Below are 21863 nucleotides of genomic sequence, written 5' to 3'. Positions count from 1 at the left end.
CCGTGGACGGACTCGGCGTTGACGTGGAATCATGGATCCGAGGTGTTTCCGAAAACGATTTGCGTTTATTGCGTAAATTCGTTAATCTGTTTCCGAAAGCCCAGAAGATTATATCCACCGCTCTGGACGGGCCGTCCGGAAAGGAAGCGTCATGACGAATTCCAAGCAGATACTCGCCATGATCCGAAGCCACGCGGCAGGGGACAATCAACAGTTCCTTTCGATCGCGGAGCACATCGCGAGCGACGCCGACAAGGCGGGAAAGAACAAGGTCGCCGACGAGATCAAGACCCTCGTCCAACGCGTGCGCAATCAGGCCTCGGGCGGCCGAAGCGCCGGTCCGGTGCCGATCGCCGCACCCAGGGGAGAACTGTCTTCCTTGGTGAAGGCGTCCTATCCCGAAGTTCGCATCTCGGACCTGGTCGTGAACGGCGATCTGCGCGACAGAATTCTTTGGGTCGTGCGGGAGCATCGCGAGCGCGAAACGCTCGAGGCCGAGGGCATGCTGCCGCGCAGGAAATTTCTGTTCTCGGGCCCGCCCGGCACCGGGAAGGGGATGACGGCCGCTGCCATGGCCTGCGAGCTCGGCCTTCCGCTTTTCAAAATCCGGCTCGACGCCGTGATCACCAAGTTTCTCGGCGAGACGGCCGCGAAGCTCCGTCTGATCTTCGACGCCATGCACACCGCCCGCGGAGTCTACTTCTTCGACGAAGTCGATGCGCTGGCCTCCAGCCGCGGGGCCGACAACGATATCGGCGAAGCCCGCCGGATGCTGAACTCGTTCCTGCAGTTCCTGGAAGAAGATCAGTCTCTCAGCCTGATCGTCGCAGCGACCAACCATCGATCCTTGCTGGACGCGGCGCTTTTCCGCCGCTTCGACGAGGCCTTCGCATATGCGAACCCGTCGCCCGAAGAGGCGCGTCAGGTGCTACGCAACAATTTGCTCAGGTTCGACCGGGAAGCAATCGCTTGGCAGGAAGTCGATTCATTCACGGGCGATCTCAGTCAGGCGGATCTTGCCGCCGCGGCGGAGAACGCCGGCCGCATCGCGGTCATCGCCCACGGGCGCGAGCTGACCACGGAAGTCCTATGTCGCGCGTTGCGCGATCGGGCTAACATCCACCGCGAGTAGGCGGCGAATCAGCGCCGCCAGACGTGTGAGTAGCGGCGGCATGGCGGACGCAGAGAAGTATCGGCACATCCATCTTCGGGGGCTTGGAAAACCGTCCGAGGACTTCAGGGCGCGGGGAGGCGGCAACAAGAAGCGGCCGCCTTCGATCTCAGACAGGGTGGCTCACGCGCAGGCGCTGCGGAAGCAACTCGACGAGAGCATTGCCGACCTTGAGAGCGTCATCGCCGCGCAGAAAGAGAGCGGAGTTCCTGCCGCCAAGCGTGGAGCGGCGATCACGGTCTCCGCACGCCCATCGGTGCCGATCGAGGTCGGCAGCAAGCGCGCCAACTCGCCAGGCCTGAAACTGCTGTCCGTTCGCCGTGCGAGCGACGATGAGGATGCGCCCGACGCCCCCGACCAGGCGACCTTCTTCATCGCCAAGAAGAGCCTGGAGACGTTGCGCAAGAACCTCGACGAATATGCCGAGTGGCGTGACCTGTCGGAGGCCATCGACAACGACGACATCGACGACGAGGAGGAGGACGAAAAGGGGCGGCCGAGGAATTTCTGGCTTTTCGAAAGCGGAGCGGCCATCCGCAGTGCGACCCTGAGGGACTTCTGGACGGATCAGATCGAGCGGTTTCCGAAGAAGAGGACCGAAACCGCGTGGGAGGTATGGACCCTGCCGGGCTTCGAGAACTCCTTCTTGAAGGCCATCGACAAGCTCGGCATCAAGCCGCTGGGGAAGCCGACGGCTTTCATCGAAACGGTCGTTCGAAACGTGTCCGCGACGCCGCAGCAACTGGAAGCCCTTGTGCGATCCAGCGCCTCCGTCGTCGAACTGAGAAGCGCGTCGACCTTCGTGTCCGACTTTTACGACATGGAGCCGGAGCGCAGAGCGTCGGTGATGGAGAAGGTCGCATCGCGGATTTTGGGACCGCCGGCTGACGCGCCTCGGATCACTCTGCTGGATACTGGCGTCAACCGTAGCCACGATCTGCTCTCTTCATCGCTACCTCAAAGCCGCTGCTTCACTGTCGTCGAGTCGTGGGGCACGAACGATCGCTCGGGCCACGGCACCAGGATGGCCGGCGTCGCGCAGTTCGGCGATCTCGAAGGGCTAACGGCTTCATCGCTGATCGCGCTCTCGACTGCATTGGAGTCCGTGGTCGTGGCCGCCCCGACACCCACGGGGGACGTGCCGGCACGCGACGCGCTGATGAGCGCGGTCGCATTGGTGGAGCGCGAGCCGCACCGGCGCGTCTTCTGCCTGGCGCAGACCGCGCAGGGCGAAGAGGAGAACGGGCGTCCCACCAGCACGTCGGCGGTGCTCGACCAACTCGCCTATGGCGATGGAGACAACACCCGCCTGTTCTGCGCTGCTGTCGGCAACGCACCTCATTCTCTGGAAGAGCCCTACCAGATCGCGGAGTATGAAGACCGCAACGAGAACCATGCGATCCAGGCACCCGCCCAGGCGGTCAATGCGCTTTCGGTCGGCGCCGTAAGCCTCAAGGATCCGGGCTCCAGCGATGTCATGGTTGCTCCCGTCGGCGATCTGATGCCGACTTCCCGCACCGCCAGGCGTTGGTCCAGGCCGCATCCGATCAAGCCCGACATCGTCATGGAGGGAGGAAACTTCCTGGTGGAGCCCGACGGTGTGTTCAGCAGGCCGTCGCCGGCGCACATGGTCGTGACGACGTCGCATCAGGCTCCGATTTCGCCTTTGACGATCTCCGGAGAAACGAGCACGGCGACTGCTATGGCGGCCGGGCTCGCCGCCCGGCTTGCGGCGCGATACCCGCTCTATCGAATGGAGACGATCAGGGGCCTCTTGGCCCATTCGGCGGACTGGACGCCTGCCATGCTCGCGCAGGCGGAGCGTGATCGGGACGCGGGCTATTCCAATCAGGACGTCATGGATCTGTTGCTCGGCCGCTACGGCTGGGGCGTGCCCAACGAGGAGCGTCTCTTCGAAAGCGCGGCGAACGCGCTGACGCTCATCGTCGAAGACGACATGCAGCCGTATGAGAGGCCGTTCAAGGGCGGCAAGCTGCAGGGCATCCGGCTCAAGGAGATGAAGTATTTCAAGCTTCCCTGGCCGGAGGAGGTGCTGAGGGAGCTCAACCAGGCGCCGGTCGAGATGCGCTGCACGCTGTCCTACTTCGTCGAACCGGATCCCCATGCTGCAGCGAGGAATCGCGCAAGCGATAGATATCCGTCGCATCGGCTCAAATTCGATGTGAAGCGATCCGGCGAGAGCGATGATCGGGCTCAACTGCGCAACAATCAGCTTGCTGGCGGCGACATGACCGAGAGCGCGGGAAGCGGCGAGGGCTGGGTTTTGCCGTCCCGCTCGCGCGGGACGCTCGTCCAGGACATCTGGCGTGGAATGGCTTATCAACTCGCCGATCGCGACGGGATATCCGTCGTGCCGGTGCGCGGTTGGTGGGGCGATATGCCGGGGCAGGACCGTTATGAACGGAAGATCAACTACTCGCTGATCGTGTCCATCCGAACGCCGGCCGACGCCGGCGGTGATCTGTTCGCCGAAGTCCTGCCCAAGATTCCGGCCGAACTCTTCGCCGGAGTCGTACCGACCTAAGCCGATGTCTCTGGCTCTATTCGCGCCATCACGTCGCCATGGACCACGTACGCGTAGGGTGTCGAGGATAGGTGGCGACTTGCGGCGCGCGCGGTTTGCATTGCTTCCCCGAGCGGGACGCCTTGCATGAAGCTGGTAAGATAGTCGCGAACGATTACCGAGGCGCATTTGTCCTGCACGGCCCAGAGCGGCGCAAGTACGCCTCGGAAACCTTGACCGGTCAGGCTCGCAGCCCATCCTGAGGAGAGACCAAGCCGATACTCGGAGGCTCCGACCTTGCAGGCGTTGAGTACGACGAACGTCCCATGTTCTCGGCCGAGCCTCACGCCGCCGTGCACGTCATTGCAACTGACCCAGCCGTCGACAAGCTTGATTTTCGCAATACCGGCGGCATCGGTGTCGCCGTGGCCCGCGAAGTGCAGGACTGCCACGGGTTCGCGGGGCATCGCGCTGCCCCAGAAGTCAGTGAAACCTTTGTAGGTGGCCTCCTGCGCGACGGCGCCAAGATTGTCCGCGAGCCATTGTCCTTCCTCCAACGCCATGGCGAGGCTTTCCTCGTCCTTGTAGTTTGGAACAAAGCTCGCGATGGAGCCTGGCGTGAATTTCGATGAAATCCGCCCTTGAAGATGGACCAACCATCGAGCGATCGGATGGGTCATGAAAAGATGGTCGGGACCATTGACGCCAGCGTCGTTGTCCGGGTGCATCATCTCCCAAGCGATGTGGGGTTCGTCCGTGATGATTTGAATGGGAAACGACGGCCCGAACTCGCGATGCATGTCCCGATAAAGTAACTTGAAGGACGGCGGACTGATTTTCCAGATTTCTTCGCCAATGCCCCGCAGTTTGCCGGCGTGCTGGCCCGCGGCGAAGCCCGGACACTCGCGCAGCAATCCCATCGCGTAATCGCCAGTGGACGTTCCGAGATTTACGAATTCGGAGCGTTCGGGCGATCCCAGGTTGCGCCCGCGCGGGGCGTCGAAGCTCCAGATGTAGTTGCCCAATGTGTCCGAGCGAAAGATCTTGATCGTCAGGTCGGCAACCGAAGCCGAGTGCATGTTCACAGCCGTGGCGAAGGTGCTGCCGGGGGATCCAGTGGATCGCTCCACCTCGAAGGTCTGGCGGATCATGCCGCTGAAACGGTATTCGTACGTGAAGATCGCCACGATCTCCAAGGGAGATCCAGCGCCACCGTCATCGAGCACGGTTGCCGAAAAACTGACCGGGAGCGTCCTGCCTTGCCGGACGACGTTGATGGTCTTCCGGTTGTCACCGTCCTTGAACCGGAGGCGCGACGAGTGGACTTCGACTGCGACCCTCAGGACGCGCCAATCGCCCGGGACCTTCTTGAACGAAACGGGCTCCGCGGAGGCATCCGTCGGCTCGGCGTCCAACGCCACCTGAAAGCGAAAGATCTCTCCTACAACCGGCGGCTTCTCCGCTGTGATGCTGGGATAGCGATCTACATCCACGCTTGCGGGAGGCGAGGTTTCGAGGGCGCTATCCATCGCGAGAGAGCTGCTATCGCTTCTGGCAACGTATTGCTCGAGATCGCTTCTATGTGCAGGTCGGAAGGGAGCGGTGACCTGAATGTGGTCGGTGAGTTTCACGGGAGCAGGTCCGCTCGACCGGAGGGCTCGGTGGAATAAGTTGATGAGATGATCCCTGTCACCTCTGTTGGATACGTTGCCCGCGATCGTCATCTCGTTCCGGAATAACGTGATCCTCAGGGCGAAAATGTAAGGGGGTGAAGACATGATATCTTGAAACACGCGCCACCAGACAAGCTCGTCTAGTTGCGTTAATCGGGCAAGAGTGTGCACCTCCTCTTCGTCGAGGTTCGTCTTCAGCTCGCGCGAACCGTCGCGGACGAACAGCACCTCCCAAGGGGCGTGACCTTCCATCCTATGTTGCTCCCTAATGCTCGTCCACGACGAGGAAAATGTCGCTCGCCGGACTTAGATCTTCGTGCTGGGTTTCGACGCGATAGAGTCCGGAGGGCAGGGTGACGTCCTTTTTATACATGCCCTCCGATGGCCATAGCGAAATCCCGATATTCTCGCCCGGAGAGTCGAGCCGAACGATCGACGCCTTGATCCGCTGTACGTATTGGGTGGACGTTGCGCCGATCGTGAACGGTCTCCCGGCGGCATAGGCGTCATCGACATGCAATCCAACACGACCTAGCTGACCGGGACCTGCGCGGAATTTCCGTAGGTCGATCGCCGGCTCCGTCAGAATTCCGCGTATCTGAGCGTCAGAGGTGTCGTCGCTCTGAAGCGCGGAATGCGTGTTGGCGATGTAGACCGCGGCTTCCTGGCCGACTTCGATAGGAATCGCCGAGACCCTGGGAACCGTCGCGTCTCCCTTGTCATCCTGGCCTTTGTAGCTGGTCAGGAGTGATAGCGCGCCATCATGAAATGTCGCTGATTGGAACGTGGGCTGCTCGATGCCGACGATGGGCCTGGCATACGGCGCATATCCGTCCGCTTTCGCGTTGATCTCCTGTGCTTGGAGGATCTCGTCGTGAAACGCGCGAGCTCGCAACGCGCGCTGCCGGTCGAGGTTGGGCAGATCCAGTTCCGATACCCTGTTCATCTCCGCGTCGCCCGCATCCACGAATGGGTATACCGGCAGCAACTGGTAGACCGAGTCGAACGAACGAAGTGCCTCGGTCCCATCGAATGCCTGCAGTGGACCGATCTTCCACGCGAAGCCGTTGCAGAGGAAGCCGAGAGCGTTGCCCGAACCCCTATAAGGCGTACCAAAGCTGATCAAAGTGCGCGTGGTCGACCAGCCGCCCAGGCATTCGATGTAGTGCCTGGCGACGAGGCCACCCATGGAATGCACGACGAAAACCACCTTGGCTTCGCTGTTGCCGCTCTTCTCCTTCCAGGCAGCGAGCCAGGCCTGCACGGAGGCTGCCAGCTTACGCGCGGAAACGCGGTTGCTGCGACGCCAGTCGTACGGAAATTCGAAGTAGTTTTCGCCGCGCGTGAGCCCCATGCCCTCGATCAGCTTCCGGCTGAGGATCGAATAGCCGCCTTGCTTCCAGAAGCCGGGGATCATTTCGACGTTGTCGATGAGGGCCGTTGCCTCGATGCCGTCGCCGATGTCGTCGGTCTCGTCGTCCGGGCCCGTCAGCGTGATCTCACGCAACGCGCCGCCGCGCATCAGCCGATAGATGGCACCGGGCGCCATGTCCCATAGCGCTTTTCCGTCCTTCGACAGCACCGATCCGATCAGACCTGGAACCACGACAACGATGTCAGCGAGCTTTCGCGCCATCTTCCCTCCGGTTTCCTCGACAGCACGATCCCCGTGTCCGCGGATTCGCCTGGGCAGATCATTACCCCAGCTTTCGGAAACTTACGATGCATACTTCCGCGAGTGGTCCCAATTTCGGATTCGAGGCCGTTAGTCGCTGGGGAGGAGAACCGGCGTCGCGCAGCGCGTCGCTGTCCAACAGATCCACCCACGTGCTTTGTCCAAACGGTCTACTTGGCCAACTGAGAGATGACCGCCCTGAGCCCACTGATATGATCGTTGTCAGGGTGTGTGCTGACGACGCGTTCGACGGCGTTCGTGCCGTACTGGCGTCGAATGTGCTCGACGATCATCTGGCCAGTGTCTTGGTAGCCGCCGTCTACCACGGTGACGCGCCACTCGGTACCGGCTCAGTAGCGCATGCTGATGGCGTCACCGCTGTTGGCCCCGGAGCCCACGGGGTGAAACTCAACTTCGTAAGCCATGCGGTGACTCCACTTGGCGCAAGGCGTCTAGCATTTCCGCAGGAGCGCGCGCGGGTTCCATATAACTAAGTGTAGTCGATTTTTGCTCAATACTGTGCGGTTTACCGCGCATTTCAAGCGTTCATGACCGTAGTTCTCAAGATCCTGACGACGGAGTCCGGACGACCACACTTTGTGCCGAACGCGCAAAATCGGGGCTCGAAACGGGCTCCAAGGCGGAGCAGGAGCCTCGAAAATTATGACTTTTGCGAGCTATTACGCGGTGACACAGCGGTGTTCGGCGCTCCACACGATATGCCGAAGCCCAGTAATTGAGGTTAGAACCTCGGCAGCGGCGTTCGTCCCGCGTTTGGAGCTTTGTTAACGACGCTGAGCAGGATCCTCGTCGGGCACACCAGCGCGGTAGCCACACGTTAAGCCGGATGCCTGATTTTCCCCGTCGAACGGGTGGGCAAATGCTGAGACTGTTGGACGATCAGGATTGGGAAAAGATCGACGGTGGTTTTACCGAAGGGCGACGACGTCGTCGGATCATCAATGCAAGGTACAAGATTGAGCCCAAACGCTGCCTGAAGTGCGGCAAGACCCGCGGTCTCGGCGTCCATGGACGAAAGACATCGGAATACTTGGATGACGCGGAGGAAGAGCGGTTTGTCATTCGCGTGCTACGTCTGCGATATCGATGCAGAAAGTGTGAGAAAACCTTTTTTCAGCCTATACCGGGCCTTTCCAAGAACCGCCGCATGACCGCCGAGTTCGCTGACGCTCTGGCGTTCGAGGCTGGAAGGGACACGTACTCTGCTGTGGCGGGCAGGTACGGTGTCGACGACAAAACGGTCGCACGCGCGACAGTCCAAAAATACCCTCTTCGAGGTGGATCGCGCCGGATCTTCGGGCCGTCCGGCGGCCTCGGGATCCACGTCATCAAAGTGGATGGTCGCGACCGAGCGGTTTTCGTTGATCTATCCCAGCTAATCATCATCGATGTCATCCCCAGTGTGCTGCCGAAGGTCATCGAAGGTTGGCTTGGTCGACTGAAGCCCCGTGAAAAGCGAGCCCTTTTCTCCGTATGCTTGGACAGTCGATTGGATATCGCATCGCGCGATGCCGTCAGGGCTGCTCTCGGTAAGCAAGTCCTGCTCATCGCCGCAAAGCCGGTGTTCAACGAACTTGCCGATGCTGCTGCTCTGGCTGTGAGCGCACGAGGGGACCAACAGTCCACCAGACGGGCCCAGGACGCGAAAGCCAGATTTTTAGAGATCCAGAAAAGTGGGTCTTCGGAGGAAGGTCTGATGGCCCTCCAGACTTGGCAATTGAGCATCGGCGCCGGCGTAAAACGGGCGTTCGGACCTCTTTGCAGGGCACTTCGCGACTGGGAATCCGAGTTTTGCAGCAATTTTGATCAACGTGCAGCGTTCGCCACGATGCACTTGGACCACATCCATTCGGAGCTCAAAACGCTCGAGAGGCGTCAGCACGGAACTGGCTTCGAAACGTTCTTTCAGAAAATTTTCAGCCCACGGACTGGGGAAACCGGCCGCGCTCTACTGAACGAGGAAAGTCCCATAATCCGGGCCCCAACCGGATTTCTCGGTTGTGAAGCGTGCCGGCAAACTTTTGGGCGCAGTAAGGTCCGGGGAAAATTCACGCTGGAGGGAGGCTTTTTGGCTTGGATGAAGTTTCGCGAGATCGACGGTGGCTGTTTGAACTGTAGGTGGCATCAATACACCGACGAGTTCTCCGCTCGTCAGATCTTGGCCAAGCCTATTCGCAAGCAGACCGTGGCGAGCACGGCCAACCGCGCGGCCACACGCAGTTAGTCGGTCGTGAAGCTGCGCAATCGAACAAAGAAAAGCCCCGCAATTGGCGGGGCTTTTTGCATTTTCTGCTTCGATTGACGGGCTCTGATGCATCCAGTGGACAAACTAGTCTGGCCAAAATGGACATGCAGAGCCTCTGGATGGACAACTTAGCCTAACATCCAAAGCTGCGTTGGCTATTTAACTGCAACCCGTCGTGCTGCCGCACGTATCGCACTTCATACAGGTGCCATTCCGCACCAGCGTGAAGTTGCTGCACTCACCGCACATGTCGCCTTCATAGCCCTTGGCCTTGGCTTCGGCGCGGCGCTCCGCCTTGGTCGGAGCGGTCGCTGCTGCCGTGCCGGGCTTGCTCCAGGACTCATTTTTAAAAGCCTGCGCCTCGAGCTTCTCGGTCGGTGACAGGGCAACCGTCGGCTCCGCCGTCTTCAGCGCCACGGCGCCGTCGACATTATCGCCGGTGCGGCCACCGGCGAAAGCGGTGACGCGGCTGCCGCCGGAGGGGGCGCTGTCGTTGCTCGACGACACGGCGGTGGCGCCGCCGCGCATGACGACGAGATTGTCGGTGCGCGAGCGGGTGAGGCCGCGCGAGACATATTTGCTCGCTTCATCGGGCGCCTTGCCTTCTTCCTCGCCCTTGCCCAGCGCATCGAAGCCGGTCTCGGAGAGGTCGACATGGCCGAGGTCGAAGCGCGACATGTAGCTGACCGCGAGTTCGCGGAACACGTAGTCGAGGATCGAGGTCGCGAACTTGATGCTGTCATTGCCCTGCACCGGGCCCGCGGGTTCGAAGCGGGTGAAGGTGAAGGCGTCGACATATTCTTCCAGCGGCACGCCGTATTGCAGACCGAGCGAAACGGCGATGGCGAAGTTGTTGATGAAGGAGCGGAGCGCCGCGCCTTCCTTGTGCATGTCGATGAAGATTTCGCCGAGGCGGCCGTCATCATATTCGCCGGTGCGCAGGTACACCTTGTGGCCACCGACCACGGCCTTCTGGGTGTAGCCCTTGCGGCGATCCGGCATCTTTTCACGCTCGCGCATGACGACGATGCGCTCGACCAGACGCTCCACCACCTTCTCGGAGATCGCGGCGGTGCGGGCCGCCATCGGCTTCTCCATCAGGGTCTCGATGGCATCCTCGTCCTCGTCCTCATCGCTGATGAGCTGCGAGTTGAGCGGCTGCGAGAGCTTCGAGCCATCGCGATAGAGCGCGTTGGCCTTCAGCGCCAGCTTCCACGACAAGAGGTAAGCGGACTTGCAGTCCTCCACCGTGGCGTCGTTCGGCATGTTGATGGTTTTTGAGATCGCACCCGAGATGAAGGGCTGCGAGGCCGCCATCATGCGGATGTGGCTCTCCACCGAGAGATAGCGCTTGCCGATCTTGCCGCAGGGATTGGCGCAATCGAACACGGCATAGTGCTCGGCCTTCAGATGCGGGGCACCTTCCACCGTCATCGCGCCGCAGATGTGCACGTTGGCGGCTTCGATCTCGCGCTTGGTGAAGCCGAGGGCGGCGAGCAGGTCGAAGCCCGGAGCCGCGATGGCTTCGGCCTCGATCTTCAGCGTGTCGCGGAGGAAGTCCTCGCCAAAGGTCCACTTGTTGAAGGCGAACTTGATGTCGAAGGCGGTCGGCAGGGCCTTTTCGACCTTGGCGAGCGCTTCGTCGGTAAAACCCTTGGCCTTCAGCGTCGAGGCGTTGATGCCCGGTGCATTGGACAGCGAACCGTGACCGACGGCATAGGCCTCGATCTCGGCGATCTCGCTTTCGCGATAGCCGAGCACGCGCAGCGCGGCCGGAACGGCGCGGTTGATGATCTTCCAGTAGCCGCCGCCGGCGAGCTTCTTGAACTTCACCAGCGCGAAGTCGGGCTCGATGCCGGTGGTGTCGCAATCCATGACGAGACCGATGGTGCCGGTGGGGGCGACCACGGTGGTCTGGGCGTTGCGATAGCCGTTGGTTTCGCCGAGTTCGAGGGCGCGGTCCCAGGCCAGCTTGGCGCGGGTGACGATGTCTGCCTGCGGGCAGGAGGCATGGTCGAGCGCCACCGGATTGACGGCGAGCTTCTCATAGCCGTGGGTGTCGCCGTGGGCGGCGCGGCGATGGTTGCGGATCACGCGCAGCATATGGGCGGCGTTCTTCTTGTAGCCCGGGAACGGGCCGAGCTCGCCGGCCATTTCGGCCGAGGTCGCGTAAGCCACGCCGGTCATGACCGCGGTGAGGGCGCCGCACAGTGCGCGGCCTTCCTTCGAGTCATAGGGCAGGCCCATGGTCATCAAGAGGCCGCCGATGTTCGCATAGCCGAGGCCGAGGGTGCGGAATTCGTAGGACAGCTCCGCGATCGGCTTCGAGGGGAACTGGGCCATCATCACCGAGATTTCGAGCACCACGGTCCACAGGCGGCACAGATGCTCATAGGCCTCGATGTCGAAGCGCTTGGAGGCGACATCGTAGAAGGTGAGCAGGTTGGCCGAGGCGAGATTGCACGCCGTGTCGTCCAGGAACATGTATTCCGAGCACGGATTGGACGCGCGGATATCGCCGGACGACTTGCAGGTGTGCCAGTCGTTCATGGTGGTGTTGAAGTGCAGGCCGGGATCGGCCGACGCCCAGGCGGCGTAACCGATCTTCTCCCAGAGGTCGCGGGCCTTGAGAGTCTTGGTGACCTTGCCGTTGGTGCGGCCAATGAGATCCCAGGTGCCGTCGCTCTCGACGGCGCGCAGGAAGTCATCCTTCAGCGAGACCGAGTTGTTGGAGTTCTGGCCGGCGACGGTGAGATAGGCTTCGCTATCCCAGTCGGTGTCATAGACGTCGAACTGGATGTCCTTGTAGCCCTGCTTGGCGAACTGGATCACCCGCTTGATCATGTTGTCGGACACCAGCGCGCGGCGCGCGAGCTTGATCTCGCGGCGCAGCGCCGGGTTCTTCTCGGGATCGAAGCAGTCGTCGTTCGAACCTTCGCAGTTCACCGCGGCCTTCATGATGGCCTTGAGGTGCTTCTGGTTCATCTTCGAACCGGTGACGAGGGCGGCGACCTTCTGCTCTTCCTTCACCTTCCAGTCGATATAGGTCTCGATATCCGGATGGTCGGCATCGACCACCACCATCTTGGCGGCGCGGCGCGTGGTGCCGCCCGACTTGATGGCGCCGGCCGCGCGATCGCCGATCTTCAGGAAGCTCATGAGGCCGGACGAACGCCCGCCACCCGAGAGCTTTTCACCTTCGCCGCGCAGGCGCGAGAAATTGGAGCCGGTGCCCGAGCCGTATTTGAACAGGCGGGCTTCACGCACCCACAGGTCCATGATGCCGCCTTCGTTGACCAGATCGTCCTCGACGCCCTGGATGAAGCAGGCATGCGGCTGCGGATGTTCGTAGGACGATTTGGACTTGGTGAGTTTGCCGGTCTTCCAGTCGACGTAATAGTGGCCCTGGCCGGGACCATCGACGCCGTAAGCCCAGTGCAGGCCGGTATTGAACCACTGGGGCGAGTTCGGCGCGACCATCTGCTTGGCGAGCATGTAGCGCAGCTCGTCATGGAAGGCGTGGGCGTCGGCTTCCGAGGTGAAGTAGCCGCCCTTCCAGCCCCAATAGGTCCAGCAGCCGGCGAGGCGGTCGAACACCTGCTTGGCCGAGAGCTCGCCGATGAAGCGCTCGTTCTCGGGCAGGGCATTGAGGGCATCGGTGTCCGGCACCGAGCGCCACAGCCACGACGGCACGGTCTCTTCCTCGACCTTCTTCAGGCGCGCAGCGACGCCGGCCTTGCGGAAGTATTTTTGCGCGAGCACGTCGGACGCGACCTGCGACCACGACTCGGGGACTTCGACATTGTCGGCCTTGAACACGACCGAGCCATCCGGGTTGCGGATTTCGGAAGTGGTGAGGCGGAAGTCGATCCCGGCATAGGGCGACTGTCCTTCGGTGGTGTAGCGGCGTTGAATCTGCATCGTCGTCGTGCCCCGTCTTGCGTCCGACACCACATCTTGTGGGTCGGGGATTTCTGTTTGCGGTCTCAAGGTTGCCGCAAGGCTGCCTCGAAATTGCCGCAGGATGTCCCGGTGAAACCGGTCCTTTTGTCTCTGTTCTGGAGCATGGCGGGGCCATTTGCGGCCGCCCGGAACTGCCGGGGTCATGCTTTCCGGACCAAGCGTCGCTGCCTGATCCTAACGCCTCAACGCGTGGTTTGAACCGGTTTTCCCGGCTCTTTTTGCTGCTCCGAAGCTCTGGTTTTCAGGGCACAGGTCCCCGATCCCCGTAACCTCCTTGGAGGGACGAAGTGACCGGTCGGAACCGTTTTGGGAGCGCCCGGCGGGACGAGTAACTGCTCGCACCGGACAGTCCGAAAATTAGGCCAAACCGATCTCTCACGTCAAGGATTAGTGACGGTTCCTGAATCAAATACTAAATATGGTGGAAAGGGTGGATAACCAGGGGGCTCGGCCACGCCCTGAATGAAGCCAACTATCGGTGAGTCCTCACGGAATCCAAAGCTGAAAATTTTTTGTAATGTGTCGGCGAAGCGCTCCGTACCCGCTGTTCACAGGCGGCCTGAGCATTGCATTTCGACATTGCGTTGCGATGACCCACAGGCTTGCGGCAGCCGGGTAGGCGGTTCCCACGACTGGCGGTGGTCGGAACACCCGAATGCGCGCATGGTGACGCCGAATCTCCTGCCGGAAATGCCCCTTCATGTCCGTTCCATCCCCCACAGATTCGCGCCCGCGAATCGCATCGCTTGGCCTCCTGTTTCTCGTCGTCACCTCGATCGGCTGGGGCTTCAACTGGCCGATGACCAAGCTGATGCTCACGGAATGGCCGCCGCTGACCGGCCGCGGCGCGGCCGGCGTGATCGGCGGTCTGGTGCTGGGCGCCCTCGCGCTGGCGCGCGGCGAGAGTCTGCGCGTGCCGTCGGGACAGCGGGGGCGGCTGATGGTGCTGGCGCTGCTCAACGTGTTCGGCTGGATGGCGCTGATGAGCCTGGCGCTGGTGTGGCTGCCCGCAGGGGAGGCGGCCGTCATCGCCTATACGATGCCGATCTGGGCCGCTGTGCTGGCATGGCAGATCCTCGGCGAGCATCTGTCGCTCCGGCGCGTCATCGCGATGCTGATGGCCTTTGCCGGCATCGCGGCGCTGATGGCTGGCGACGGCGTCCACGTCACCCAGGAGAAGCTGCTCGGCCTGGTCATGGCCGTCACCGGCGCTTTCGGCTTCGCCGGCGGCACCGTGCTGGGCAAGAAATATCCGCTGCGGATGCCGCTGCTCGCGTCGGCTGGCTGGCAGATTGTGCTTGGCAGCTTTCCTGTACTGCTGATCGGCCTCGTGTTCGAGACGCCGCATCCGCAGCCGATAACTTACCTTGGATGGCTCACCTTCGCCTATGTCGGGCTGATCGGCTTCTGCCTCGCTTATGTCTGCTGGTTCGCAGCGCTGACGTTGCTGCCGGCTTCGGTCGCGGCGATCGGCACCATGGCGGTGCCGGTGATCGGCGTCGTGGGATCGTCCTTCATGCTGCACGAGCCGCTCGGCATCGTGCAGATCGCCGCCCTCGGTTTCACGCTCGCTGGCGTGGCGCTGGCGACGAAGAGCTAGGTATGCGCCGCCAGCGGCACCTTGACTGTGAAATGCGAGCCACGGGCGAGGTCCGACTTCAGGGCGATCTCGTGACCCAGAGCCTCGGCGGTTCGGCGCACGATGGACAGGCCGAGACCAAGGCCTTCGCTGTCGGGATTGATCTGATGGAAAGCTTCGAAGATCGATGAGAGCTGTTCGCTCGGAATGCCGGTCCCCGTGTCCAGCACCTCGATGCTCACGGCGTTGTCACGCTTGCGGCAGCCGACAAGCACACGGCCGCGATCGGTATATTTGATCGCATTGCCGACGAGATTGCCAAGGATCGCCCGCAGCATGCCGGAATCGCTGACGATCTGGGCCTTGCTCGGCAACACCGTGAGCTCGAGTCCCTTCGCTTCCGCGTGCAGGCGCCAGTTGACGAGAATGGAGTCAAGGACATCCTGAAGCGGAAACGCATGTAGGCTCGGGGCACCGAGGCCGGCGCCCAGCACCGAGGTTTCGGCGAGGCGGTCGAGTTCTTCCGCCATCCGCATGCCGGCATCGATCGCGTAGTTCAACCGCTCGCGATCCTTTTCGTCGGTCAGCTTGTTGCGGATGCGGTCGATCGCCATCACCATCACCTGCAGCGGTTGCTTGAGGTCATGACCGGCCACTGCCATCAGGCGGCTGATATTGCGCTGGAGTCGGTCGGCGAGCACCAGAGCGCGGCGAAATTCCATCTGCGCCATGACCTGGCGGGCGAGGGCGGCGAGCACTTCACGCTGTTCCGCCGAGAGGACGCGTGGCTTGTCATCGAGCACGCAGACCGTGCCAAGCGGAAGACCATCCGGTGTGCGCAGCAATGCGCCGGCATAGAAACGCACATGCGGTTCGCCGGTCACCAGCGGATTGCAGTTGAAACGGGCGTCCTTGGTAACATCCTCGACTTCGAGAAAACTGTGTTCGAGAATCGCATGCGCGCAGATCGACTGCTCCATCGGCGTCTGGCGCACGCCGAGTCCGATCTCGGACTTGAACCATTGCCGGCCGTCATCGACCAGGCTGATGATCGAGATCGGCGTTTGGCAGACATAGCTCGCGATCTTGGTGATGTCGTCGAAAGAGGGCTCGGTGCCTGTATCGAGGATTCCGTAAGACCGCAGCGCCTTCAGCCGTTCGGTCTCGTTCGGATGCAGTGCTGCGACCTTCGGCTTGTCTGACGCCACGGAACTACTCATACCGGCTCTGAACGAGGGCGATCGGCGGATCGCGATTAGATGCGCGTGAGTTCCACCGGAGTTTCCACGCGCTCGCGGGCCAGTCTTAGATGTTGTGCCAATCGGCGCAACCGGAAACGACAAAGGGCGACGCTAGGCGCCGCCCTCGATCAATATTGCACAGGCGTTTACGGACAGGCGTGGCGCTGGCCGTCATAGCCGAGATACGTGCCGGTCCGCACATTGTACGACTTGTAGGTGCGGATGCAGTAATCCACGTCCGCGCCGCTGGTCGCGGGCGCGACCTCTACGACATCGGGCGCGTCGTCATAGTAACCGTAGCTGCTGCCGTAATAGGGACCACCGCCATAATAACCATAGCCGCCATAGTAGCTGTTGGCTGCGATGCCGCTGCCGATGATCGCGCCGGCCGCGAAGCCCGGACCGAACCCGCCGCCGCGCCAGCCACCACCGCGCCACCCGCCACCGTGCCAGCCTCCGCCGCCAAAGCGAGGGCCGCCGCCATGCCAACCACCGCCACCGCCGCCGAAGCGCGGCCCACCCCCTCCGACTGCGACACCGCCGCCGGGGCCCCCGACAACGACACGCTTCTCAATGGCGAAGCTCGGCGTCGCCATGCTGGGGATCGCTACCGCCGCGAGTGCAGCAACGCTCAAAATCTTCAAACCGGTCATCGTCGTCTCCTATCTGGATATGTTCCCAACGGTCTCGTCGGGGCCATGTTCCGTCATTTCACCGCATATCTGTATGTCATCTCGCACTATTTCCGATGTACAAGGCATGAACAAAACCGTGCACGGCCTGCGACTTAGATGGCATTGCCCCGGGAATGCGGGAAGCGTTCTCACGAACAGTTGCAAGCGGCTCCGCGCCGGCCGGCAACTGGACATTTGACCGGCCGGATGGCATCAACGGCCCGACGATTTCCTTGGAACGGCTCAAAAGATGAAACAGTTTCTGCTGAAATTCTTTACCTGGTGGAGCGGATCGACCTTCGGGACCGATCTGTGGACCAGTCGATTCGGCGAACTGGTCGGCACGGATGAGCAGGGCAACCGCTATTACCGCACCAAGGGCGGCAAGATCGATCCAACCCTCGGCTTCGAGCGACGCTGGGTGATCTATAACGGCTATGCCGAAGCGAGCCGCATTCCGACCGGCTGGCACGGCTGGATTCACCACACCACCGATGTGGTGCCGAGTGAGACCTCCTACACGCCCCGTGAATGGCAGAAGCCGCATCAGCCGAACCTGACCGGGACCCCGGCAGCGTATCGCCCGTCGGGGTCGACGCTGGCTTCGGGTCGTCGTCCCAAAGCGACCGGTGATTATGAGGCCTGGACGCCAGGCTCGTAAACGCGAGCTTCGAATTTGGAAAAGCCGCGCATGGCGACATGTGCGGCTTTTTCGTTGGTGCAGCTCATGCGGGTGCCGGAGTATGATTCTGACCTAAATCCGGTATCCCTTTTGGGATCATGCCTTAAGAGCCCAGCCGCTCTGCGGCACGTTTCGCCTTCGCCTCGCGTTGCTTCCAGCCGCCCGCGCGCTCGGTCAGGGCAGCCACCACGTCAGCCGGAGCTGTTTCGGGCGAGCCGGCGTCGAAGGGCGGCGATGGGTTGTATTCGATACCGAGCTGGATCATCTCGGCAGTTCGCCGGTCGACCATGATCGAGACAAGTGTCAGCGCAAAGTCGATGCCGGCGGTGACGCCACCCCCGGTGACACGGTTGCGATCGACGCAGACGCGCGACGTATCGAGGATTGCGCCGAACTGAGGCAGGAACGGCCGCGCCGACCAGTGCGTCGCCGCGCGGTAGCCCTTCAACAGGCCTGCCGCGCCCAGTACCAGCGCGCCCGTGCAGACCGAGGTGACGTAGCGGGCGCCTTCGGACTGCTTGTGCAGGAAGGCGAGGACTTCCTCGTCAAGCATCGCGTCGTCGGCACCGGCGCCGCCGGGGACGCAAATCACGTCGAGTTGCGGGCAGTCGGCAAAGGATGTGGTCGGCAGAAACGTCAGCACCGTATCGCTGGTGAGCGGTTCGATACGCTTCCACAACAGATGCACTTCGGCGCCCGGCGCGCGCGACAGCACCTGCAGTGGGCCGGTGAAATCGAGCTGGGTGACGTTGGGGAACAGCACGAAGCCGATCCGAATAGGGGCGGGCATGGCAATCTCCGGGCTGGCGCCTGGCGTGGCGCATGCACACGGCAACCTGCCATGGATGTCCGGCTCGGGCTAGTCGTTGCGCGACGGATCTGCGATCAGCGGTCCGGCATTTGCGCCACCGCCATCAATGCCGCCACATAGCCGTAAGGGCCGAGGCCGCAAATCACCGCGGTGGCGGCTTGCGACAGCACCGAATGGCGGTGATATTTGTCGCGCGCGTGGATGTTGGAAATATGCAGCTCCACAATGGGTCCTTCAAATGCTTTCAGCGCATCGAGGATTGCGATCGATGTGAACGAATAGCCGGCCGGATTGATGATGATCGCATCCGCATCCTGTCGTGCTGACTGCACGAGGTCGACGAGCACGCCTTCATGATTGGATTGATGGAATGACAGCGCGAGACCGAGCGCCTTCGCCTGTTGCTCGCAATTCGCTCTGATCTGGTCGAGGGTCGTGGTTCCGTAGATATGCGGCTCGCGCACCCCGAGCAGATTGAGATTGGGACCGTTCAGGATCATCACGCGTTTCATCTTCAAATTCCTTCTAGCCGCCGAGCCACTTTGCCGGCACCAGCACGAGCGCAGGGAAAAGCGTCAGCAAACCGAGCACGACGAGCTGCGCGATCAAAAACGGCCAGACGCCGCGCATGAGGTCGTCCATGCTTACTTTCGCCACGCCGCAGACCACGTTGAGCACCACGCCGACCGGCGGTGTGATCAGGCCGATGGCGTTGTTGATGATGAACAGCACGCCGAAATAAACGGGGTCGATTCCGGCGGCCTTGACGATGGGCATGAGCACCGGCGTCAGGATCAGGATGGTTGGTGTCATGTCGAGGGCGGTGCCGACGATCACCACGATGATCATCAGCACGATCATCAGCAGCGTCTGGTTGCCCATAAAGGGCCGGGCCAGTTCGACGATCTGACCCGAGATGTCTGCAACGGTGATCAGCCAGGACGATACCAGCGCCGCCGCGACCAGAAACATCACCACGGCAGTAATCTGCGCGGAGCTTGCCAGGATCTGCACGAGCTGCGGTAGCGTCAGTTCGCGATAGATGAAGGTGGCGACGATGTAGGAATAGACCGCGACCACGACGGCGGCCTCGGTCGGCGTGAAGATGCCAAAACGGAGGCCGACGATGATGATCATCGGCAGCATCAGCGCCCAGAATCCGTCGATCAAGGCGCGCAGAATTTGCGCCATGCTCTGGCGGGGCGGGCTCACGGTGTCCTCGTTACGCGCCACCCACCACCAGGCAAAGCACAGGCTGACGCCGAGCATCAGGCCCGGCACGATGCCAGCCAGAAACAGCTTCGAGATTGAAACCCCGGCGGCGACGCCGAAGATCACGAAGCCGATCGAGGGCGGGATCACCGGCGCGATGATGCCGCCGGCCGCGACCAGGCCTGCGGCCGAAGCGCGATTATGGCCAGCCGCCGCCATCATCGGTACCAGTAGCGCGCCGAGGGCAGCGGCGTCGGCGACGGCAGAGCCTGACAGCGACGCGAGGATGCAGGACGTCAGGATGGCGACATAGCCGAGGCCACCGCGCAAATGCCCGACAAGGGCGATCGCGAAATTGAGGATGCGGCGGGCGAGGCCGCCCGTGTTCATGATCTCGCCCGCGAGGATAAAGAACGGCACCGCCATCAACGGGAAGGAGTCGACGCCGTTGATAACGTTCTGCGCGACAATCTGCGAGTCGAAGATGCCGAGATAGGTCATCAGTGCCACGCCGCAGATGATCAGGGCGAATGCGATCGGCATGCCGATCGCCATTGCGCCGAGCAGCGAGAAGGTGAAGATGCCGATGGTCATCGCCGCTCGTTCCCGTTGGCATGGGCAGGTGTCGCCTGGACAAGTTCTTCGGACTCGCTGACGGCGATCAGGTCATGGGCCGATATCCGGCCGCTGAGCAGCCGATAGAGATCGTGCAGCAGGATGGGGATCGCAGCGATGCCGAAAACAAGCCCGGCCGCGTAGAACAGGCCGACCGACAGGCCGGACGCCGGCGCGGTGGTGTCCCAGTTCAGCACGGTCTGCTTCCATGCGCCTTCGGCGAGCAGCACCGAGGCGTAGAGCATCAACGCGTGGCTGAGCGCGTAGCAGATCTTGCGCCCCACCGGCGGCAATATTTTTACGAAGCTGTCGACACCGAGATGGGCGTGTTCGCGCAGTCCGATGATGGCACCGAGAAATACCATCCAGACGAATAGCCAGCGCGACAGCTCTTCCGAGATGGCGATACCGGAATTGAAAACGTAGCGCATCACGACATTGCCGAACACCAGAGCCACCATCGCAACCATCAGCAATGCGAGTAGCGCCTTGATCGCTCGGAAATAGAGATCGACGAGGCCGCCGATGGTGGAGGAAGGACGTGCTGACATCGGCAGCCTTTACGTGTCGGTTCGTTTGACGCTCGGCGCGCTTAGTCCTTGCGCGCGTAAATCTTCTCGAGTTCGCTGTTGAACAGCTTGACGATTTCCTGGTCGTAATCGGCGGAGAACTTCGCGGCGATCGGTTTGGTCTTGTCGCGCATCCTTGCGAGTTCGGCCGGAGCGATCTCGTTGATTTCCATACCCTTGGCCTTCAACTCGCCGATTGCCGCAGCGGCCGCCTCGCGGCTGACCTTGCGCTGATAGGCGCGCGCCTCGTTGGCCGCGTCCTGCAGGATCGCTTGTTCTTCCTTCGAGAGCTTGTCCCAGAAGATCTTGCTGATGAGGATGATGTTGGTCGAATAGGTGTGATTGGTGACGCTGAGATACTTCTGCACCTCATAGAACTTGTTGGACAGGATCACCGAAAACGGATTTTCCTGGCCATCCACGGTGCGGGTCTCCAGTGCGGAGTAGAGTTCCGAGAAGCTCATCGGCACCGGATTGGCGTTGAAGGCCTTGAAGGTCTCCAGATAGACCGGATTCGGGATCACGCGGATCTTGATGCCGTCGAGATCCTCGCCCTTGGTGACGGCGCGGCGGCTGTTGGTGACGTTGCGGAAGCCGAGATCCCAGTAACCGAGACCGACGAGCCCTTTCTCCGGCAGTTTGGCAAGCAGCGCGGCGCCCAGCGGGCCATCGAGCAGCGCATCGGCCTGCTGCGGCGTCGAAACGATGAAGGGGAAGTCGATCAGCCCGTAGTCCTTGACGATGCCGACCAGCGATGTCGTTGCGGGCGATTGCATTTCCTGCGTGCCTGCACGCAGCGCCGACTGCTGCTGCATCTCGGAGCCGAGTTGATTGGCGGGATATTCGCGCACCTTGAGCTTGCCGCCACTCTTGGCGGCGACGAGTTCGGTGAATTTCTGCACGCCCTTGCTGACGGGGTGATCCGTGTTGTTGAGGTGCCCCCAGCGGATCGTGCGCTCTTGCACCTGCGCGCCGGCGGAGCCGGACGTAAGAGCGGAGGCGGTGATGACGGCGGCCAGCCAGACGACGGATATCCTGCGCTTGGACATTTGCGATCTCCCCACAATGGTATTTTTGCTTGTCGGGCAGTACCGTCTTATATGGTAAAACAAAAATCAACCGATATTTTTTATTATATCATATGATATGTGTGCCGGTCGCAGCCTGCTATATGGTCGGTTGAATCGTCATTAGCGCTCGGGACGCCT

Annotated in this window: 16 protein-coding genes; 5 read left to right on the top strand and 11 right to left on the bottom strand. The window is 61.7% G+C overall.

Annotated elements, in window-relative coordinates:
* The first annotated feature begins 304 nt into the window (after window positions 1-304).
* Entirely contained in the window at window positions 305-1132 is an 828-nt protein-coding gene (locus tag E0H22_RS15465) for an AAA family ATPase (RefSeq protein ID WP_233021900.1), read from the top strand.
* Between the two features lie 436 nt (window positions 1133-1568).
* On the top strand, window positions 1569-3716 hold the full coding sequence (locus E0H22_RS15460; RefSeq protein WP_233021899.1) for a S8 family peptidase: 2148 nt from the start codon (window positions 1569-1571) through the stop codon (window positions 3714-3716).
* Here E0H22_RS15460 and E0H22_RS15455 read toward each other — a convergent pair.
* The 3 genes from E0H22_RS15455 to E0H22_RS26055 all read right to left on the bottom strand — a co-directional run bounded on the left by E0H22_RS15455 (window position 3713) and on the right by E0H22_RS26055 (window position 7336).
* A complete protein-coding gene (locus E0H22_RS15455) occupies window positions 3713-5620 on the bottom strand; it encodes a CHAT domain-containing protein (protein ID WP_233021898.1) in 1908 nt (635 codons plus the stop codon). The two genes, E0H22_RS15460 and E0H22_RS15455, sit on opposite strands and share 4 nt — an antisense overlap.
* 13 nt (window positions 5621-5633) lie before the next feature.
* The gene (locus tag E0H22_RS15450) at window positions 5634-6950 is read right to left on the bottom strand and encodes an esterase/lipase family protein (protein ID WP_233021897.1); all 1317 of its coding nucleotides are present in this window, start codon (window positions 6948-6950) and stop codon (window positions 5634-5636) included.
* Window positions 6951-7213: 263 nt separating this feature from the next.
* Window positions 7214-7336, bottom strand: coding sequence for a hypothetical protein (locus tag E0H22_RS26055; RefSeq protein ID WP_430715155.1), 123 nt, complete (start codon window positions 7334-7336; stop codon window positions 7214-7216).
* 587 nt (window positions 7337-7923) lie between these two features.
* Here E0H22_RS26055 and E0H22_RS15445 point away from each other — a divergent pair.
* On the top strand, window positions 7924-9288 hold the full coding sequence (locus E0H22_RS15445; RefSeq protein WP_233021896.1) for a hypothetical protein: 1365 nt from the start codon (window positions 7924-7926) through the stop codon (window positions 9286-9288).
* Window positions 9289-9468: 180 nt separating this feature from the next.
* On the opposite strand, the gene E0H22_RS15440 is transcribed toward E0H22_RS15445, so the two are convergent.
* On the bottom strand, window positions 9469-13230 hold the full coding sequence (locus E0H22_RS15440; protein ID WP_233021895.1) for a vitamin B12-dependent ribonucleotide reductase: 3762 nt from the start codon (window positions 13228-13230) through the stop codon (window positions 9469-9471).
* 742 nt (window positions 13231-13972) lie between these two features.
* Between E0H22_RS15440 and E0H22_RS15435 the strand changes: the two genes are divergently transcribed.
* Window positions 13973-14872 carry a DMT family transporter gene (locus tag E0H22_RS15435; protein WP_233021894.1) on the top strand — a complete coding sequence of 300 codons (900 nt, stop codon included), beginning with the start codon at window positions 13973-13975 and terminating at the stop codon, window positions 14870-14872.
* Here E0H22_RS15435 and E0H22_RS15430 read toward each other — a convergent pair.
* Both E0H22_RS15430 and E0H22_RS15425 read right to left on the bottom strand, forming a co-directional pair.
* Entirely contained in the window at window positions 14869-16059 is a 1191-nt protein-coding gene (locus E0H22_RS15430) for a sensor histidine kinase (RefSeq protein WP_233021893.1), read from the bottom strand. The two genes, E0H22_RS15435 and E0H22_RS15430, sit on opposite strands and share 4 nt — an antisense overlap.
* A gap of 179 nt (window positions 16060-16238) precedes the next feature.
* Entirely contained in the window at window positions 16239-16745 is a 507-nt protein-coding gene (locus E0H22_RS15425) for a BA14K family protein (protein ID WP_233021892.1), read from the bottom strand.
* 271 nt (window positions 16746-17016) lie between these two features.
* Between E0H22_RS15425 and E0H22_RS15420 the strand changes: the two genes are divergently transcribed.
* Window positions 17017-17427 (top strand): NADH:ubiquinone oxidoreductase subunit NDUFA12, encoded by a 411-nt coding sequence (locus E0H22_RS15420; protein WP_233021891.1) that lies wholly within the window; start codon window positions 17017-17019, stop codon window positions 17425-17427.
* A 124-nt stretch (window positions 17428-17551) separates the two neighbouring features.
* Here the strand turns inward: E0H22_RS15420 and E0H22_RS15415 are convergent, their stop codons facing one another.
* From E0H22_RS15415 to E0H22_RS15395, 5 genes are all read right to left on the bottom strand, one after another.
* The gene (locus tag E0H22_RS15415; RefSeq protein ID WP_233021890.1) at window positions 17552-18238 is read right to left on the bottom strand and encodes a DJ-1/PfpI family protein; all 687 of its coding nucleotides are present in this window, start codon (window positions 18236-18238) and stop codon (window positions 17552-17554) included.
* A 95-nt stretch (window positions 18239-18333) separates the two neighbouring features.
* Window positions 18334-18771, bottom strand: a complete 438-nt coding sequence (gene aroQ, locus E0H22_RS15410) for a type II 3-dehydroquinate dehydratase (protein ID WP_233021889.1) — start codon at window positions 18769-18771, stop codon at window positions 18334-18336.
* 13 nt (window positions 18772-18784) lie between these two features.
* Entirely contained in the window at window positions 18785-20065 is a 1281-nt protein-coding gene (locus tag E0H22_RS15405) for a TRAP transporter large permease (RefSeq protein ID WP_233021888.1), read from the bottom strand.
* Complete coding sequence (locus E0H22_RS15400) at window positions 20062-20637, bottom strand: TRAP transporter small permease (RefSeq protein WP_430715154.1); 576 nt, start codon at window positions 20635-20637, stop codon at window positions 20062-20064. Before E0H22_RS15400 ends, E0H22_RS15405 begins: the two co-directional genes overlap by 4 nt.
* A 41-nt stretch (window positions 20638-20678) precedes the next feature.
* A complete protein-coding gene (locus E0H22_RS15395) occupies window positions 20679-21704 on the bottom strand; it encodes a TRAP transporter substrate-binding protein (RefSeq protein ID WP_233021887.1) in 1026 nt (341 codons plus the stop codon).
* Window positions 21705-21863: the final 159 nt, after the last annotated feature.

The sequence above is a fragment of the Rhodopseudomonas boonkerdii genome (assembly GCF_021184025.1).
Taxonomy (GTDB): domain Bacteria; phylum Pseudomonadota; class Alphaproteobacteria; order Rhizobiales; family Xanthobacteraceae; genus Tardiphaga; species Tardiphaga boonkerdii.
The sequence above is the reverse complement of the archived record's forward strand: the minus strand, read 5'-3'. Positions and strand labels throughout refer to the sequence as shown.

What these genes read in the sequence shown, in the direction of transcription:
- E0H22_RS15455 (WP_233021898.1), bottom strand. Translation starts at nt 5,620, where the DNA reads ATGGAAGGTCACGCCCCTTGGGAGGTGCTGTTCGTCCGCGACGGTTCG.
- E0H22_RS26055 (WP_430715155.1), bottom strand. Translation starts at nt 7,336, where the DNA reads ATGATCGTCGAGCACATTCGACGCCAGTACGGCACGAACGCCGTCGAA.
- E0H22_RS15445 (WP_233021896.1), top strand. Translation starts at nt 7,924, where the DNA reads ATGCTGAGACTGTTGGACGATCAGGATTGGGAAAAGATCGACGGTGGT.
- E0H22_RS15440 (WP_233021895.1), bottom strand. Translation starts at nt 13,230, where the DNA reads ATGCAGATTCAACGCCGCTACACCACCGAAGGACAGTCGCCCTATGCC.
- E0H22_RS15435 (WP_233021894.1), top strand. Translation starts at nt 13,973, where the DNA reads ATGTCCGTTCCATCCCCCACAGATTCGCGCCCGCGAATCGCATCGCTT.
- E0H22_RS15425 (WP_233021892.1), bottom strand. Translation starts at nt 16,745, where the DNA reads ATGACCGGTTTGAAGATTTTGAGCGTTGCTGCACTCGCGGCGGTAGCG.
- E0H22_RS15420 (WP_233021891.1), top strand. Translation starts at nt 17,017, where the DNA reads ATGAAACAGTTTCTGCTGAAATTCTTTACCTGGTGGAGCGGATCGACC.
- E0H22_RS15415 (WP_233021890.1), bottom strand. Translation starts at nt 18,238, where the DNA reads ATGCCCGCCCCTATTCGGATCGGCTTCGTGCTGTTCCCCAACGTCACC.
- aroQ (WP_233021889.1), bottom strand. Translation starts at nt 18,771, where the DNA reads ATGAAACGCGTGATGATCCTGAACGGTCCCAATCTCAATCTGCTCGGG.
- E0H22_RS15405 (WP_233021888.1), bottom strand. Translation starts at nt 20,065, where the DNA reads ATGACCATCGGCATCTTCACCTTCTCGCTGCTCGGCGCAATGGCGATC.
- E0H22_RS15400 (WP_430715154.1), bottom strand. Translation starts at nt 20,637, where the DNA reads ATGTCAGCACGTCCTTCCTCCACCATCGGCGGCCTCGTCGATCTCTAT.
- E0H22_RS15395 (WP_233021887.1), bottom strand. Translation starts at nt 21,704, where the DNA reads ATGTCCAAGCGCAGGATATCCGTCGTCTGGCTGGCCGCCGTCATCACC.